General features: G+C 62.3%; 16 protein-coding genes. 10 read left to right on the top strand and 6 right to left on the bottom strand.

Annotation, left to right across the window (positions count from 1 at the left end; genetic code table 11):
- The first annotated feature begins 8 nt into the window (after nucleotides 1–8).
- From rnhB to ARUE_RS12985, 7 genes are all read left to right on the top strand, one after another.
- The gene (gene rnhB, locus ARUE_RS13015) at nucleotides 9–779 is read left to right on the top strand and encodes a ribonuclease HII (protein WP_014922076.1); all 771 of its coding nucleotides are present in this window, start codon (nucleotides 9–11) and stop codon (nucleotides 777–779) included.
- A gap of 68 nt (nucleotides 780–847) precedes the next feature.
- On the top strand, nucleotides 848–1,192 hold the full coding sequence (locus tag ARUE_RS13010) for a DUF2469 domain-containing protein (RefSeq protein WP_018776202.1): 345 nt from the start codon (nucleotides 848–850) through the stop codon (nucleotides 1,190–1,192).
- Nucleotides 1,193–1,306: 114 nt separating this feature from the next.
- Entirely contained in the window at nucleotides 1,307–1,672 is a 366-nt protein-coding gene (locus ARUE_RS13005) for a YraN family protein (protein WP_011775113.1), read from the top strand.
- Nucleotides 1,672–3,213, top strand: a complete 1,542-nt coding sequence (locus ARUE_RS13000) for a YifB family Mg chelatase-like AAA ATPase (protein ID WP_014922075.1) — start codon at nucleotides 1,672–1,674, stop codon at nucleotides 3,211–3,213. The genes ARUE_RS13005 and ARUE_RS13000 overlap by 1 nt, the downstream gene beginning before the upstream one ends.
- Complete coding sequence (dprA, locus tag ARUE_RS12995; RefSeq protein ID WP_014922074.1) at nucleotides 3,210–4,445, top strand: DNA-processing protein DprA; 1,236 nt, start codon at nucleotides 3,210–3,212, stop codon at nucleotides 4,443–4,445. The genes ARUE_RS13000 and dprA overlap by 4 nt, the downstream gene beginning before the upstream one ends.
- A 61-nt stretch (nucleotides 4,446–4,506) precedes the next feature.
- Nucleotides 4,507–5,433, top strand: coding sequence for a tyrosine recombinase XerC (locus ARUE_RS12990; RefSeq protein ID WP_187329882.1), 927 nt, complete (start codon nucleotides 4,507–4,509; stop codon nucleotides 5,431–5,433).
- Between the two features lie 237 nt (nucleotides 5,434–5,670).
- Nucleotides 5,671–6,174, top strand: a complete 504-nt coding sequence (locus ARUE_RS12985) for a DUF3145 domain-containing protein (RefSeq protein ID WP_018776197.1) — start codon at nucleotides 5,671–5,673, stop codon at nucleotides 6,172–6,174.
- Nucleotides 6,175–6,271: 97 nt separating this feature from the next.
- Here ARUE_RS12985 and ARUE_RS12980 read toward each other — a convergent pair whose 3' ends face one another.
- From ARUE_RS12980 to aceE, 6 genes are all read right to left on the bottom strand, one after another.
- Nucleotides 6,272–7,507: a beta-ketoacyl-[acyl-carrier-protein] synthase family protein gene (locus ARUE_RS12980; protein ID WP_043470380.1), complete on the bottom strand. Its 1,236-nt coding sequence runs from the start codon at nucleotides 7,505–7,507 to the stop codon at nucleotides 6,272–6,274.
- Between the two features lie 130 nt (nucleotides 7,508–7,637).
- Nucleotides 7,638–7,883, bottom strand: coding sequence for an acyl carrier protein (locus tag ARUE_RS12975; protein WP_011692310.1), 246 nt, complete (start codon nucleotides 7,881–7,883; stop codon nucleotides 7,638–7,640).
- A gap of 114 nt (nucleotides 7,884–7,997) precedes the next feature.
- Nucleotides 7,998–9,059, bottom strand: a complete 1,062-nt coding sequence (locus ARUE_RS12970; protein WP_011775107.1) for a beta-ketoacyl-ACP synthase III — start codon at nucleotides 9,057–9,059, stop codon at nucleotides 7,998–8,000.
- Complete coding sequence (locus ARUE_RS12965; RefSeq protein WP_187329881.1) at nucleotides 9,056–9,985, bottom strand: ACP S-malonyltransferase; 930 nt, start codon at nucleotides 9,983–9,985, stop codon at nucleotides 9,056–9,058. The genes ARUE_RS12970 and ARUE_RS12965 overlap by 4 nt, the downstream gene beginning before the upstream one ends.
- Before the next feature lie 88 nt (nucleotides 9,986–10,073).
- Entirely contained in the window at nucleotides 10,074–11,318 is a 1,245-nt protein-coding gene (locus ARUE_RS12960; protein WP_014922072.1) for a PucR family transcriptional regulator, read from the bottom strand.
- 184 nt (nucleotides 11,319–11,502) lie between these two features.
- Entirely contained in the window at nucleotides 11,503–14,301 is a 2,799-nt protein-coding gene (gene aceE / locus ARUE_RS12955) for a pyruvate dehydrogenase (acetyl-transferring), homodimeric type (protein WP_011775104.1), read from the bottom strand.
- 380 nt (nucleotides 14,302–14,681) lie between these two features.
- On the opposite strand from aceE, the gene ARUE_RS12950 reads away from it, so the two are divergent.
- Genes ARUE_RS12950 through ARUE_RS12940 form a run of 3 tightly spaced genes read left to right on the top strand, consistent with a single transcriptional unit; the run spans nucleotide 14,682 to nucleotide 16,554 of the window.
- On the top strand, nucleotides 14,682–15,101 hold the full coding sequence (locus ARUE_RS12950; protein WP_026005795.1) for a DUF3052 domain-containing protein: 420 nt from the start codon (nucleotides 14,682–14,684) through the stop codon (nucleotides 15,099–15,101).
- Entirely contained in the window at nucleotides 15,098–15,595 is a 498-nt protein-coding gene (locus tag ARUE_RS12945; RefSeq protein ID WP_011775102.1) for a peroxiredoxin, read from the top strand. The genes ARUE_RS12950 and ARUE_RS12945 overlap by 4 nt, the downstream gene beginning before the upstream one ends.
- A 2-nt stretch (nucleotides 15,596–15,597) precedes the next feature.
- Nucleotides 15,598–16,554 carry an NAD-dependent protein deacetylase gene (locus tag ARUE_RS12940; protein WP_011775101.1) on the top strand — a complete coding sequence of 319 codons (957 nt, stop codon included), beginning with the start codon at nucleotides 15,598–15,600 and terminating at the stop codon, nucleotides 16,552–16,554.
- Nucleotides 16,555–16,561: the final 7 nt, after the last annotated feature.

The raw sequence follows: 16,561 nt of genomic DNA, 5'->3' as shown, positions 1-16,561 counted from the left end.
GCAACGTAATGGCTACAACGGCTACCGGCTCCAAGGGCAAGGCGAAGGTCAAAGCCCAAGCCAAGACGAAGGCTAAATCCACCACTAAGGCCAAGAGCCCGGTGGGTTTCCCTACCCTTGACGTCGAACGATCGTTCTTGTCCTCCGGAGTGCGGTTGCTGGCCGGTGTGGATGAGGTTGGGCGGGGAGCGCTGGCTGGTCCCGTCAGCGTGGGAATTGCCGTGGTCAACCTCGAAAACCACGGCTTGCTGGCAGACGTCCGGGACAGCAAACTGCTCAAGCCCGAGGACCGCGACAGGCTGGAACCACTTGTTCGGGAATGGGCCGTCGCCTCCGCCGTCGGGCACGCATCGTCGCGGGAGATTGACCAAATAGGCATCATTGCAGCACTCCGCCTGGCCGGAACCCGCGCTTGGTTTGAGATCCTGGCCGGCGGCATCACGCCGGATGTCGTGCTGTTGGACGGTAGCCACAACTGGCTTTCGCCCGACGTTCAAGCCTCTCTCTTCGACACACCCGACTCGGGTCCATGGTGCGAAGCGCCTGTCCACACCAGGGTGAAAGCCGATATGAGCTGCCTCAGTGTTGCCGCAGCGAGTGTTCTGGCGAAGGTTGCCCGTGACCGGATCATGGTGGACCTGCATTCGGAGATTCCCTCCTATGGCTGGAACGTGAATAAGGGCTACGCCACCTCTGCTCACCGGGACGTGATCCGGCTGCAGGGCCCAAGCGCACACCACCGGACCAGCTGGAACCTTACTGGGCCTGAGCTGTTGTGACGTTGTCCTGAACGGCGCCGACGCGTCCCATGGCGCGTGCTGCCCGGCTGATAGTGCAAGATGGAACTATGAGCGCCGAGGACCTTGAGAACTATGAAACCGACATGGAGCTTCAGCTCTACCGCGAGTACCGGGATGTTGTTGGTCTGTTCAGCTACGTGGTGGAAACTGAGCGGCGGTTCTACTTGGCCAACCACGTAGATCTTCAGGCTCGCAGCGCCGACGGCGAAGTCTACTTTGACCTGACCCTGCAGGACGCCTGGGTCTGGGACGTTTACCGCTCTGCTCGCTTCGTCAAGAACGTCCGGGTGATCACCTTCAAGGACGTCAATGTGGAAGAACTGCCGCGAAGCGAAGACTTGGCTTTGCCGAAGGATGGCGGCCTTGGGGACTTGGGAGATCTCGGAAACTAGCGCGGCACCTTCCGCGAGTATTCCTCCACAGGCACTGATATGGGCAGGTTTACCCACATAGCGTCGTAACGCTCTGCCGCTGCACTCCGCCAGCCTGAAAGCTGGTGAGCGGAGGTGGTGGTCATGAGAGCAAAAGACCTGCTTGGCCGAAGCGGCGAAGCGCTGGCGGCCGATTTTCTGGAGAACCAGGGAATGCGGATCGTCGATCGTAATTGGCGGTGCCCGGACGGCGAGATCGACATCGTGGCGATCGACGGCGACACCCTGGTTGTTGCCGAAGTGAAGACCCGTAAGAGTTTGGACTACGGGCATCCTTTTGAGGCGGTGGATGCAGCCAAACTGGCGCGTCTTCACCGGCTTTCGTCATCGTGGTGCCGGCAGCACCAACTCAATGCCCCGCGAAGGCGCATCGATGTTGTGTCCGTGATTGACAACGGCGTGGTCGAGCCGCAGCTGGAGCATTTACGGGGTGTTTGCTGATGGGGGTCGGACGCAGTTACTGCGTTGCCCTCGTCGGACTCAACGGCTACATCGTGGAAGTAGAAGCCGACATCGGCCAAACGCTCCCCAACTTCATCATCCTGGGGTTGCCTGATGCGGCATTGAACGAGGCCAAGGAACGTATCCGATCTGCCGCCCGGAACTCCGGCATTCCCCTGAGTAGACGGAAAATCACCGCCAACCTTATTCCGGCCTCGCTCCCCAAGCGGGGCTCTGGATTCGATCTCGCCATCACTATGGCTGTGCTCCGAGCGGCGGACGACATCCGTGAAATCGGCGGGACTGTGTTCATCGCGGAGCTTGGCCTGGACGGCAGATTGAGGCCGGTACGTGGCATACTTCCTGCCGTAATGGCCGCTGTTCAGGCAGGCTACCCCGACATTGTGGTGGCTGAAGCCAACGCTGCGGAAGCGTCACTGGTCCCGGGAGCGAAGGTTCGCGGCTACAAGACCCTTGCCCGGCTTGCCTTCGACTTTGGCGCGGATCCCAAGGACCTCGCCCTCGATTACGACCCCCTGGACGTCGACGAGCCGGGCGAAGACAGCGATGATGCTCTCATCGTGCCGGACCTTTGCGATGTGTCCGGACAGGGCGAGGCTCGCCGTGCCCTGGAGGTAGCTGCTGCTGGCGGCCACCATATGTTGCTGACCGGGCCGCCGGGTGCCGGCAAGACCATGCTGGCGGAACGCTTGCCGGGCTTGCTTCCGGATTTGGCTGATACAGCGGCCATGGAGGTCACGGCCATCCACTCGTTGGCCGCAGTCCAATCCTCTCCGGTGCGGCTCCTGCGGAGGCCCCCTTTCGAGAATCCCCACCACAGTGCCACAGCCGCTGCCATCATCGGAGGCGGCTCAGGGCTTCCCCGGCCCGGTGCCGCTTCGCGCGCACATCGCGGTGTGTTGTTCCTTGACGAAGCTCCAGAGTATGAGCGCCGGGTGCTGGACGCCCTTCGGCAACCCCTGGAGAGCGGAGAGTTGGTCATACACCGCTCGGCGGGGACTGCGGCATACCCTGCCCGGTTCCAGCTGGTACTGGCCGCCAATCCCTGCCCATGCGGCAAAGCTTCCGGCAAGGGAATGGACTGTACGTGCACTGCCATGATGCGTCGCAGGTATTTTGGACGGATCTCAGGACCATTGTTGGACCGCGTGGATATTCAATTGCCGGTCGAACGGGTGTCATTGGCCGACTTTGGCCATGCGGGCGAAGAAGAAGATACCCACACTGTCGCAGAACGGGTGCTGGCGGCCCGGCAACGGCAACTCGAGCGCTTGCTGGCCATGGGGCTCGAGACAAATTCGCAGGTTCCGGGGCGCACCTTGCGGGGAGAACTGCGGTTGTCTCCCGGAACGACCCGGATTCTGGACACTGCGTTGGAACGTGGCACCCTCACTGCCCGCGGCTACGACCGCGTCCTCAGGCTGGCTTGGACGCTGGCAGATCTGGGGCACTGCGATGCGCCGGACATCGATCACATTGGCCAAGCATTAGGCCTGCGCCAAGCGGCGGCCGCGACATGAGCAGTACCGACACGAAGGGATTCACAGCAGTGGCTGTAGTGGGGAAGCAGGACAAAGAACGCATTGCCAGGGCAGCACTGGCCCGCCTCATGGAGCCCCAGGATTCGGTAGGCCTCGCATTGGTGCGGGCAGTAGGGGCCGTGGATACTCTGGGCATCGCAACAGGGGAGCTGGGAACAGGTCCAGACCTGGAACGGGAGATCTCTTCCCTGCTTGCTGACGGAGGAGGGCCATCGTCTTGGGCCGGGCTCCCGGCCAGCCTTCGACGTTGGGCGCCGCGTGTCGCCGACCTCGCGCCGGACCGCGATTTGGAGACCGTTCGTCGACTCGGAGGACGCTTGATCATCCCGGGTGATGATTTGTGGCCGGAGCAGTTGGAAGACCTTGGACTCCAAGAGCCGCTTTGCTTGTGGTGGCGAGGACAGGAGCAGCCGCTGCCCTCCGCCCGCCAAGCCATCGCCCTTGTAGGTTCGAGGGACAGTACCAACTACGGAGCATCCGTCACGGGGGACTTCGCCTATGGCCTGGCACAACGCGGATATACCGTGGTTTCAGGTGGAGCCTATGGTATCGATGCCCATGCCCATCGGGGAGCTCTGAGCGGCGGGGTGGCCGGCGTGCCCACCATCGCCGTCATGGCTGGAGGCGTGGACCGCTTCTACCCATCGGGCAACGAGGACCTGCTCCGGGCGGTGGCCACGCAGGGGGCTGTCATCTCGGAGGTGCCACCAGGATCCGCTCCAACGCGTTACAGATTCCTGCAACGGAACCGGATCATTGCGGCCTTGGCGTCAGTCACGGTTGTGGTTGAGGCACGCTGGCGGTCGGGAGCCCTCAACACAGCCCATCATGCTGAAACCATCGGAAGGGTTGTTGCCACTGTTCCCGGATCAATACATAGTGCCAACTCGGCCGGCTGTCATCGCCTCCTCCGGGACGGGGGAGCTGTCTGCGTCACCGACGTCGGCGAGATTTCCGAGCTTGCCGGCGCCATCGGGGAAACCGGCAGTGAGGAAAAGGACGCCGGCGCCGCTGCGGTGCACGACGGCCTGTCTTTGGAAGATCTCATTCTCTTGGACGCTCTGCCTCTTAGGTCCACAAGCTCGGTGGAGAAGCTGACTGTGGTGGCGGGACTGAGTCCGGATGCCGTGCGCGCGGGCCTTGGCCGGCTGGGGCTGCTGGGGTTGGCGCGCTCGGAACGCGGAGGGTGGAAACGGACCGGAAAGGCCTAGACGCAGAGGAAAAGCATGTTGATACGCCGACTTTGTACCGGCGACTGGCACAGTGGGAAGGGTGGACACGCAACTACTTCCAGGACCCCTTCAAAAGGCAGTCGATGGCTTTCGACGCTACCTGGAGGGCGAATGTGCAAGGTCTGCGCACACAGTCCGTGCCTATCTGTCCGATGTTGAGAGTCTCCTTGGCTTTGCGGTGCAGGAGGGAGTCCAAGAACTCAGGCAACTGGAGTTAGGCTCCCTGCGGCGCTGGCTTGGGGCGCAAAGTGAGGCTGGCATGGCACGGGCCACTTTGGCGCGCCGGGCTGCAACCGCCAGGTCGTTCACTGGCTGGGCGCTCCGGGAAGAACTTATCGAGACTGACCCCGCCGTCCGTCTACAGGCTCCCAAGCGGGACAAGTCCCTGCCAGGGGTCCTTCAGCAGCAGCAGGTCTCCCGGATGGTGGATGATCTGAACACTGCGGCCGCTGACGGTGGGCCCATGGCTCTGCGCAATAGGGCGATGGTGGAACTCCTGTATGCCACGGGAGTCCGCGTGGGGGAACTGGCGGGGCTGGACATCGATGACCTTGATCCCGATCGACGTACTGTACGAGTGCTGGGTAAAGGCAACAAGGAGCGTACTGTTCCGTTCGGCGTTCCGGCAGCCGTAGCCGTGGACGATTGGCTCAGGCGGGGCCGTCCCGCCGTTGTGGGAGCCACGAGCGGACCGGCCTTGTTCTTGGGCGTGCGTGGCAACCGGGTTGATCCGCGCCAAATCCGGGCGGTGGTCAGCGAGCTGCTGCAGGCTTTGGGTGACACATCTGCCACAGGACCGCACGCGCTCAGGCACAGCGCGGCCACTCACCTGCTTGACGGGGGAGCGGACCTGCGGGCGGTGCAGGAAATACTTGGTCACAGCAGCCTGGCCACCACTCAGATCTACACCCATGTATCGGTCGATCGTCTGCGGAAGAGCTACCAGCAGGCGCACCCGAGGGCCTGAGCATGACCCCGCAAGAGCCGCACTGGCGGAAAAGGGCACCGTACGGCAAAATGAAAGCACCACGGGGAAACCTTCAATTCACGGTTGAGGGTTAAATCTGTGCCAATATCGTCTTTAGTACCAAGAAAACTAAATAGCCTGTCAGGGCCCACATGATTTACATGGCATCCGGCAGCAACAGCAAACATCCAGGCAGAGGTCGTTGGGGAAGACGTACCTACAGCTATGGAGGATGGAATGTCTGTTGCAACAACCCGCGGTGTCCTGTTCGTGCACTCGGCCCCGACGGCACTTTGCCCGCACGTTGAATGGGCCATTGGATCGGTCGTGGATAAGCGAACCGATCTTGAGTGGACCCCTCAGCCAGCTGCGCCGGGAATGTTCAGGGCGGAGTTGTCGTGGACAGGGGCCCCCGGTACCGGAGCCCAATTGGCCTCGGCGCTGAGGGGCTGGGCTCATTTGCGTTACGAGGTCACCGAAGAACCCAGCCAAGGTGTGGATGGAGCGCGTTGGTCGCACACCCCTGAGTTGGGTATCTTCCATGCCGTCACGGATGTACACGGCAACATCATGGTGACGGAGGACCGCATCCGCTACGCGTACGAATCCGGCGCAGGAGACCCCTCGGCCGTTTATCATGAGCTGTCATTGGCGCTCGGTGAAGCGTGGGACGAGGAACTGGAGCCCTTCCGCCATGCAGCTGAAGGAGCGCCCGTGCGCTGGTTGCACCAGGTCGGGTAACAGCACCGACCTAAGCGTTTCCCCATAGCAATAGGAAGGGCCCCACCTGCTGGTGGGGCCCTTCCTATGTCTCATTGAGGCGACTGCCTAACCGCGCTTAGACGTTCCGGACTGCGATGACGGCATTGTGGCCGCCGAAGCCGAAGGAGTTGCTCAGCGCCACGATGTCGCCGGCGGGAAGGTCACGGACGGAGGTGACAACGTCGAGGGGGATCTCGGGATCCTGGTTTTCGAGGTTGATAGTGACCGGCGCCTTGCGCTCGTAGACGGCCAGTACGGTCAGTACAGCCTCAACGGCCCCTGAAGCACCCAGGAGGTGGCCCATCTGCGACTTCGTGGCGGAGACCGCCACATTGTCTACATGGGTCCCCAGGGCGGCACGGAGGGCCGTGTACTCGGGCTTATCGCCCACAGGAGTGGAGGTGGCGTGCGCGTTGACATGGATCACATCCTCCGCTTGGATCCGGCCATCGAACATCGCGGCCTTCAGTGCGCGGGTGGCACCCAGGCCCTCGGGGTCCGGTGCCGTGATGTGGTAGGCGTCCGCTGTCACCGAGGTTCCAGCGAGCTCGGCGTAGATGCGCGCGCCGCGGGCGATGGCGTGCTCTTCGGCTTCGAGGACCAGAGCACCGGCACCTTCACCCATGACAAAACCGTCGCGGTCGATGTCGTACGGGCGGGAGGCGCGCTCCGGCTCGTCGTTGCGGCGCGACAAGGCCTGCATGGAGGAGAAGGCGGCCAACGGCATCGGGTGGATTGCGGCTTCAGCGCCACCGCACACCACAACGTCTGCTTTGCCGGACCGGATCAAGTCCAATCCGAGGTGGAGGGCCTCGGTGCCGGATGCACAGGCCGATACGGGAGTGTGCGCTCCGGCACGGGCGCCGAGGTCGAGGCTGACAGCTGCTGCCACGCCATTGGGCATGAGCATGGGAACAGTCATGGGCAGGACCCGGCGCGGGCCCTTGTCCCTGAGCGTGTCCCAAGCATCAAGGAGCGTCCAGACGCCGCCGATGCCTGTGGCAAATGCTACGGCGAGCCGGTCGTGATCGATTTCTTCGATCCCGGAGTCTGACCAGGCTTCACGGGCTGCGATGACGCCGAACTGTGTGGACGGGTCCATGCGCTTTGCCTCAACGCGGCTCAGGACGTCAAGTGCCGGCGTCGAGCACCGGGCAGCAAAGTGGACGGGGAGGTCGTACTTGGCCACCCACTCGTCGCCGAGCGTGCGGGCGCCGGAGACCCCTTTCAGCGCGTTCTGCCACATTGTGGGGACGTCGCCGCCGATGGGAGTGGTGGCCCCCAGACCGGTTATGACTACTTTGCGTGCCATGCGATCACTCTCTGTCGGATAGCCGTCCCACATGCGCTGTTCACACGGGGAGGCAAGAAAATCTATGGGTTACTGCGGCTGTGCCGGGCTCAAGGATAGGAATCCCGGCCCGGCACAGCAGGTGTCAGGACTAGGCCTGTGCGTTAGCGATGAAGCTGACGGCGTCGCCGACGGTCTTGAGGTTCTTGACCTCTTCGTCCGGGATGCGAACGCCGAACTTCTCTTCGGCGTTGACGACGATGGTCATCATCGAGATGGAGTCGATGTCCAGGTCCTCGGTGAAGGACTTGTCCAGCTCCACGGCTTCGGTGGCGAGGCCGGTTTCTTCGTTGACGATTTCAGCCAGGCCGGCCAGGATCTCTTCGTTGCTAGCCATTGTTGGCTCCTTTTCTTGTTGTACCGGCTACTGCCGGAAAGGGGGCAAACCGCGGGTTGCGGCTTGGGTTTGTAAGTCGTATTCAGTTGGCTGATAGCCGGGACGTGTCCCGATCTACGGCAGAACCACTACCTGGGCGCCGAAGACCAAACCGGCACCGAAGCCGATCTGCAGGGCCAGGCCGCCGCTCAGTTCAGGATTCTCCTGAAGCAAGCGGTGCGTTGCCAGCGGAATGGACGCCGCGGAGGTGTTTCCCGCCTGGGCGATGTCGCGGCCGATGACAACAGATTCGGGAAGCTTGAGCTTCTTGACCATCTCGTCAATGATGCGCATGTTGGCCTGGTGGGGAACAAAAGCAGCGAGGTCGCTGGCTTCGATGCCTGCGGCATCCAATGCCTGCTGCGCTACCTTTGCCATTTCCCAGACGGCCCAGCGGAACACTGTCTGACCATCCTGGCGCAACGTCGGCCAGACGTCCTGGGTCGCGGAAAGGATGGCGGGATCGTCGATTTCGTCCGAGTGGCGGGCGGATTCGCCGAGCTTCTTGACGTCTTCCAGGGAGTGGGTCATGCCGATGGCATCCCACTTGCTGCCGTCGGATCCCCACACGGAAGGTCCGATGCCGGGGGTGTCGGATGGGCCGACCACCACGGCGCCGGCGCCGTCGCCGAGGAGGAACGAAATGGTTCGCTCGTGGTTGTCGATGACGTCCGAGAGTTTCTCGGCGCCGACCACCAGTACGTACTCGGCGGCGCCTGAACGGACGAGGGCATCGGCCTGGGCCACGCCGTAGCAGTACCCCGCGCAGGCGGCAGAGATGTCAAAGGCGGGTGCCGGCGTCGCGCCCAAACGGTCGGTGAGTGCAGCGGCAGCCGACGGCGTGGCGTAAGGGTGTGTCACGGTGGACACGATGACGGCTCCCAGCTGGGACGGTTCAATTCCCGCCTGCTTGAGTGCCTCACGTGCGGCGCCTTCAGCCATGTCGATCACGCTGACATCTGCGGCTGCACGGTGACGCGTGATAATGCCGGTGCGCTGGCGGATCCACTCGTCCGAGGAATCGATCCACTGGCAGACGTCGTCGTTGGTGACGATGACATCCGGGCGGTAGGCGCCGATGCCCAGAATGCGGGCGTTTTCGTTGACCGCAGTCTTGTTCAGTACGGGAGTGCTCATGCCTGTCCCTCCAATTCAGCGAAAAGTGCGAGAGCCGCGGAGAGGTCTTCCGGGGTTTTGACGGCAACCGTCTTCACGCCGGGCATTCCGCGCTTGGCAAGCCCCGCGAGCGTGCCTGCAGGGGCAAGCTCGATCACGCCGGTGACGCCGCGTTCAACCAGTGTTTCCATGCACTGATCCCAGCGGACGGGGCGTGAGACCTGTGCGATCAGGCTTTCGACGGCGGCAGGCCCGGCCGTGACCTCCTTGCCGTCATAGTTCGACAACAGCGGAACTGCCGGGTTTTGCGGCGACAGCGACGGCTTGAGGTCTTCAAGGGCGCTGACTGCCGGTGCCATGTGGGAAGTGTGGAAGGCGCCGGCAACCTTGAGGGGTATGACGCGTGCCTTCGCCGGGGGGTTTTCCGCCAAGGCCTTGAGCTGTTCGAACGTGCCTGCGGCCACGGTTTGTCCGGCCCCGTTCACATTGGCCGGAGTGGCGCCTGCAGCCTCAATGGCCGCCAGGACCTCGGCAGGGTCTCCGCCCACAACTGCGCTCATGCCCGTGGGCGTCACCGCAGCTGCTGCAGCCATGCTGTTGGCGCGTTCCCGAACGAATGTCATGGCCTCGGACTCCGTGAGGACGCCCGCGAGGGCTGAGGCCGTGATTTCGCCGACGGAGTGACCGGCAAGGATGACGGGAAGGGTACTGAGTTCCACATCGAACAAGGACTTGGCAGCAACGAGGCCGGCAGCGACGATCAGCGGCTGCGCTACGGCAGTGTCCTTGATGGTCTCTTCATCCGAGGTGGTTCCGTGGGCCTTGAGGTCAATGCCTGCGATTTCGCTCAGTGCGGCCAATTGGCCTTCGACGGAGGGGAGTTCCAGCCAAGGGGCCAAAAATCCGGGGGTCTGGGAGCCCTGTCCAGGGCAGACGATTGCAAGCACGTATCCAGCTTTCCAAATTGCCACGTGATCCACTGGTGTTTTGGTACACCAAGCTCACTGGGTCAGTTTGTAGGAAGTCTACAACGGTTCAGTTCTGTGAACGTGACGCGTGACGTTCCGGGGCGGCTTTCGGTTGGGCCGAAAGACGACCCACTACCAACGCCGTTTGCAACACAAACGCCTCCCTGGGGAGGAGCGGATCCCAGCCTGTCACATCGCAGACACGCTTCAAACGGTAGCGCACGGTGTTGGCATGGACGAACAGTTCGCGCGCCGTAGCCTCCAACGAATGGCCCAGCTCCAAGTACGTTCCCAAGGTCTCCACCAAGCCATTTGAAGCCGCCAGGAGGGGCCTGTAGATGTTCTTGATCAGGGAGCGGCGCGCGGCGTCATCACCGGAAACAACACGTTCGGGCAGGAGGTCGTCGGCAGCAACAGGTCGGGGCGCGGAAGGCCATGCACGGGCCGCAGTGAGCCCCGCGAAGGCGGCTTGGGCGGAACTGCTCGCCTCCAGGAGTGAGCCTGCTTCCGGACCATAAACCACGGCTCCCGGGGCAAAAAGCTCGCTGAGCTTGACGTAAGCTGTGTCGCGGTCCTGTAAGCCGCCAAGGATCAATATGAGCCTGTCACCCTGGATTCCCACCAGTGCGTCCTCGGCGAACCGCCCGGCGGTGCGGCGTAGTTCGCTGACATAGCTGGCGCTTGGCTCCGAGGGCGAATTTCCCACCATTACCGTGAAACGCTCTTGGGCTTTCCAGCCGAGGGCCGCGATTCTGGACCTCAAGGCATCAGTGTTTTCGCCTCGCAGAATGGCGTCAACGATCAGTGCTTCCAAGCGCGTGTCCCAGGATCCGCGGGATTCCGCGGCCCTCGCGTACACATCGGCGGCCGCGAAGGCTACCTCCCTCGAATAGCGCAGCACCGCTTCGCGGAGGGAAGGCTGGTCCGACTCCGGAGCGATCACGGGAACCTGGTCCTCGACGACTTCCACCACGATGCGGATCAGTTGCAGCGCCTTTTGCAGGCTGATGGAGCGGGTCAGTTCGGTAGGAGCGTTTCCGAAGACGTCTGTGAGGATCCACGACGGAGAACTGGGCCGCTCATACCACGTCACGAAGGCGGCAATGCCGTTCTGGGCCACCAGGCCCAAGGCCGAGCGTTCATCCGAGCTCAGGCGGCCATACCAAGGCAGCGATTTCTCGAGTTGCCTCATGGTGCTTGTGGATAGTTGGCCCACGTTGGCGCGGAGTTGCCGCAGTGTCTCGGCCTTTTCGGGTGACAATGCCTGGGGTGCTGCCTTGCGCTTGGTGGTTGTTTTGCTCGGCTCTGCCATGGAACGAGCATACGGCCCATCCCCGGCAAGCTCCATTTGTGAGAAGGCTACAACTCGTGTTGTTGCTGATCACGTCCTTGGGATGCATGTCCCAGTCAGGTTAAAGCCCGACGGCGGCCCTCACCTTTCGGTGAAAGCCGCCGTCGCGGATACTGCTGTTCCTGTGGGGCTTGCCCGCAGTTTGTTATGCGTCGCCGCCTGCTCCGCCGGTGGTGCCGGCGTTTACATCCAGGAGCCGGTACTTTTCGATCGCCTTTTCCAGCGCACCAGCTTCAACTTCTCCCTTGGCGGCGAGGAGTTGGAGGGTTTTGGCGACGATGGAGTGGGTGTCGTTTTTGAAGTAGCGGCGTGCGGCTTGGCGGGTGTCGGAGAAGCCGAAGCCGTCTGCTCCGAGGGAGGCGAAGTCGTTGGGGATGAATTGGCGGATTTGGTCGGGGACGGCTTTCATGTAGTCGGACACGGCGATGACGGGTCCGTTGGTGTCTTTGAGTTGTTCGGTGATGAACGGGGTGCGGGCGGGTTGGCCGGGGTTGAGGAAGGCGTGTTCTTCGGCGGCGAGTCCGTCGCGGCGGAGTTCGTTCCAGGAGGTCACGGACCAGACTTCGGCGGCGACGTTCCAGTCTTCGTTGAGGATGCGTTGTGCTTCGAGGGCCCAGGGGACGGAGACGCCGGAGGCGAGGATGGTCGCGGTGGGCCGGTTCCCGTTCCCGGTGGTTTCGGGGGCGTCTGCGAGTTTGTAGATGCCTTTGAGGAGTCCGTTGATGTCGAGGTTGTCGGGTTCGGCGGGTTGGGTGATGGGCTCGTTGTAGACGGTGAGGTAGTACATCACGTTGCGGTCTTCACCGGTGCCGTCAGTACTGTCGGGTCCGTACATTTCTTCGAGGCCGTGGCGGATGATGTGGCCGATTTCGTAGCCGTAGGCGGGGTCGTAGGTTTTCACGGCGGGGTTGGTGGAGGCCAGGATGGGGGAGTGCCCGTCGGCGTGTTGGAGTCCTTCGCCGGTGAGGGTGGTTCGTCCTGCGGTGGCGCCGATGATGAAGCCGCGGGTCATTTGGTCCGCGGCGGCCCAGAAGGAATCTCCGGTGCGTTGGAAGCCGAACATGGAGTAGAACACGTAGATCGGGACCAGGGGTTCGCCGTGGGTGGCGTAGGCGGTGCCGGCGGCGGTGAAGGCTGCGACGGCGCCGGCTTCGTTGATGCCGGGGTGGATCAGTTGCCCGGCGGGTGATTCTTTGTAGGCCAGGACGAGGTCGCGGTCCACGGAGAGGTAGTTCTGGCCTTTGGGGTTGTAGATTTTCGCGGTCGGGAAGAACGCGTCCATGCCGAAGGTCCGGGATTCGTCCGGGACGACGGGCACGAACCGGGCGCCGAAGTTTTTGTCCCGCATGAGGTCTTTGAGGAGCCTCACGAAGGCCATGGTGGTGGCGGCTTGTTGTTTCCCGGATCCGCGTTTGGCGACCTCGTAGGACTTCGCTTCGGGCAACACCACCTCGGTGTGTTTGCGGCGGCGTTCGGGCACGAACCCGCCAAGTTCTGCCCGGCGTTCCATCAGGTATTTGATTTCGGGGGCGTCCATGCCGGGGTGGTAGTACGGGGGCCGGTAGAGGTCCGCGTCGAGCTGGTCATCGCTGATGGGGATGCGCAGGTGGTCACGGAAGGCTTTGAGGTCTTCCATGGTCAGTTTCTTCATCTGGTGGGTCGCGTTGCGGCCCTCGAAGTGCGGGCCCAGGCCGTAGCCCTTGACCGTTTTGGCCAGGATCACGGTGGGTTTGCCCTTGAACTCGGTCGCTGCCTTGTACGCGGCGTAGACCTTGCGGTAGTCGTGACCGCCGCGCTTCAGGCCCCAGATCTGTTCGTCGTCCAGGTCCGCGACCATGTCCTTGGTCTGCGGGGACTTGCCGAAGAAGTGTTCACGGACGAACCCGCCGGACTCGGCCTTGTAGGTCTGGTAGTCACCATCGGGGGTTTCGTTCATGATTTTCACCAACGCCCCGTCGGTGTCCGCTTCCAGGAGCGAGTCCCATTCGCGGCCCCAGACGACCTTGATCACGTTCCAGCCCGCACCGCGGAAGAACGCCTCGAGTTCCTGCATGATCTTGCCGTTGCCGCGGACCGGTCCGTCCAGGCGCTGGAGGTTGCAGTTGATCACGAAGTTCAGGTTGTCCAGGTTCTCGTTCGCGGCGAGCTGGAGCAGGCCACGGGATTCGGGCTCGTCCATTTCCCCGTCACCGAGGAACGCCCAGACCTGCTGGTCCGAGGTGTCTTTGATGCCACGGTTCTGCAGGTACCGGTTGGACTGGGCCTGGTAGATCGCGTTCATCGGGCCGATACCCATGGACACGGTGGGGAATTCCCAGAAGTCCGGCATCAACCGCGGGTGCGGGTACGAGGACAGGGCATGACCGGCCTTGGACTTTTCCTGACGGAACCCGTCCAGATCCTCTTCCGTGAGGCGGCCTTCCATGAACGCCCTGGCGTACATGCCCGGGGACGCGTGGCCCTGGAAGAACACCTGGTCCCCGCCCGAGGGGTGGTCCTTGCCGCGGAAGAAGTGATTGAAGCCCACCTCATACAACGTCGCGGCACCGGCATAGGTGGAAATATGCCCGCCGACACCGATATCGGAACGCTGCGCACGGTGGACCATCACCGCGGCGTTCCACCGCATGTACGCCCGGTACCGGCGCTCGAACTCCTCGTTGCCCGGGAACTGAGCTTCCTGGTCCACCGGGATCGTGTTCACATAATCAGTGGTCGTCACCATCGGCACACCCACCGACCTGGCACCGGCACGCTGCAACAACGAACGCATAATGTACTGGGCACGCTCGGTACCCTGCTCCGCGATCAACGCATCAAGGGACTCAATCCACTCCGCGGTCTCTTCCGGATCACGATCAGGCAGCTGGGCAGTCAACCCGCTGAGGATGTGTGAGGTCTCTTCTCCTGCAGCCACGTCCAACCTTCCTTTAGGCGCATGCATCGCCGCCTCAAGTCCGGCAGGGTAACTGCCCGTCGTGAACGCGTCGTGTGCGACATCTCTGTTTCAACAGCCCGGTCGGATGCGCCGGGCAGGTCTTGTGAGCGCTTGGCTGCTTGTGGAAATTCCCGGGGCGATCGCCCTGCAGCCGTAGCGCTCATGGCCACTCTAGCTTTCGCGGCGTCGCGATGCGTAGCCGCGGGGCCCGAGGGGCGTTGTATGTCACACCCCGGCGGCCTCCGTGACGCAAAGCACGCAATCCTCATGGTGGCGAAACACCGTGTGGAATGCGGAATATGGCCGCTGGCTGGGACAATAGCTTGAAGCACACGCCCAAAGGGTGTTGGCTGTTAGTAATGGAAGTCACTGCAAAAGGAGGAAACGTGAGCGAGGCCGACGCCGCCACATCGGTAAATGTGGCGGAAAGAATGGGTTTCAAAGATGGGGATCTGATTCAGGAACGCGGCTACGACGACGACGTCGATTTCGACTTGCGTGACGACATCGAAGATGTCACAGGCTCCGAGTTGTTGGATGAAGATGATCATGACGTCGTAGATGCTGTTGTTTTCTGGTGGCGGGATGGCGACGGTGACCTTGTTGATGCCCTGATGGATTCGCTTACCAACCTGAAGGAAGGCGGGGTTGTTTGGGTGCTGACTCCAAAGTCAGGCCGTGACAACTACGTGTCTCCGGCGGACATCCAGGATGCCGCCCCGACCTCCGGTCTGCATCTGACCACATCGGCAGGTGTTTCAAAGGACTGGAGCGCCACGCGTTTGGTGCCCAAGAAGAACAAGTGACGGAAGTCCAGCAGGCGCCTGCCTCAGGGCTCGTTCCCCAGGCAGGACAACTCGCACCGGATTTTGAACTGCTGAACCAGTACGGCGAGCCAGTCCGTTTGGCTGACTTCCGGGGCCGCACCGTTGTTGTGGTGTTCTTTCCTTTCGCCTTCTCCGGGATTTGCACGGGGGAGCTTTGTGAGATTCGCGACAACATAGCCGCCTTCAAGGATTCGAATGCCGCGGTCTTGGCGATTTCGGTCGACAGTAAGTTCGTGCAGCGTGCCTACGCTGAGCACGAGCAATTTGGCTTCGAGCTCCTGGCGGACTTCTGGCCGCATGGAGCGGTGGCGCAGAAGTACGGCATCTTTGATGAAGCGAGTGGAATGGCCTTGAGGGGGACGTTCATCATCGACGACGCGGGCATCATCCGCTATGTGGTTGTTAATCCGCGGGGTCAGGCAAGGGACTTTTCCGAATATCGCCGGGCATTGTCGTCGTTGGCGGATCAGTAGTCATGAACCATCCCAGGCCCGGAGTTGGCATGACTGGATTTGCCAGCATGGCACCCGCGGCGGTGGCGCAACTGGACCCCAGGGAGCTGGAAGCACTTGGGCTTGCCGTGGATCTCCTGGGTGGCAAGCGTTTGGCGGTACTCACCGGTGCCGGCTTGAGTACCGATTCCGGAATTCCTGATTACCGTGGCCCAGGTTCTGCGCCCAGAAACCCTATGACCTACCAGGAGTTTATTGGCGGGGAGGCCAATCGGCGGCGCTATTGGGCGCGGAACCATATCGGCTGGTCCCACCTTCGGCATGCTGATCCGAATGCCGGCCATGTCGCAGTCGCGCTCCTGGAGCGCCGCGGCCTGATGACCGGACTCATTACCCAAAATGTTGACAGGCTCCATGAGGACGCCGGAAGTGTCAACGTGGTGGACCTGCATGGCCGTTTTGACCAAGTGATTTGCCTCAGCAACGGGCATACCTTCAGTCGGCGTTTGATTGCCGCCATCCTGGAAGAAATCAATCCTGGTTTCCTGGAGGAGGCGCTGAAGTCCGGAGTGGTAGAAATGGCCCCCGATGCCGACGCAATAGTTGAGGACCCTGATCTCATCACATCGTTCGTCATGGCTGTGTGTCCGATCTGCGGAGGAACGTTGAAGCCGGACTTTGTCTACTTTGGAGAGAACGTCCCCAAGGATCGGGTGGCCCGCGCCTACGAGATGGTGGACAACGCGGAGGCCCTGTTGGTGGCGGGATCATCGCTGACGGTTCAGAGCGGTCTGCGGTTCGTGCGCCACGCTGCAAAAACGGGGAAACCAGTGGTCATCATCAACCGCGGAACCACCCGTGGCGACGACTTTGCCGAGCTGAAATTGGAACTGGGCGTAAGCGGCGCATTGGACTACCTTGCGCGCGCTTTACCGGATATTCCGGAGGCACCAGGGCCGATTGGTGTTTCCGGCGGTTGATCATGTA

The organism is Arthrobacter sp. Rue61a (genome assembly GCF_000294695.2).
GTDB lineage: Bacteria > Actinomycetota > Actinomycetes > Actinomycetales > Micrococcaceae > Arthrobacter > Arthrobacter aurescens_A.
Note: the sequence above shows the minus strand (reverse complement) of the source record. Positions and strands in the feature narration are given on the sequence as shown.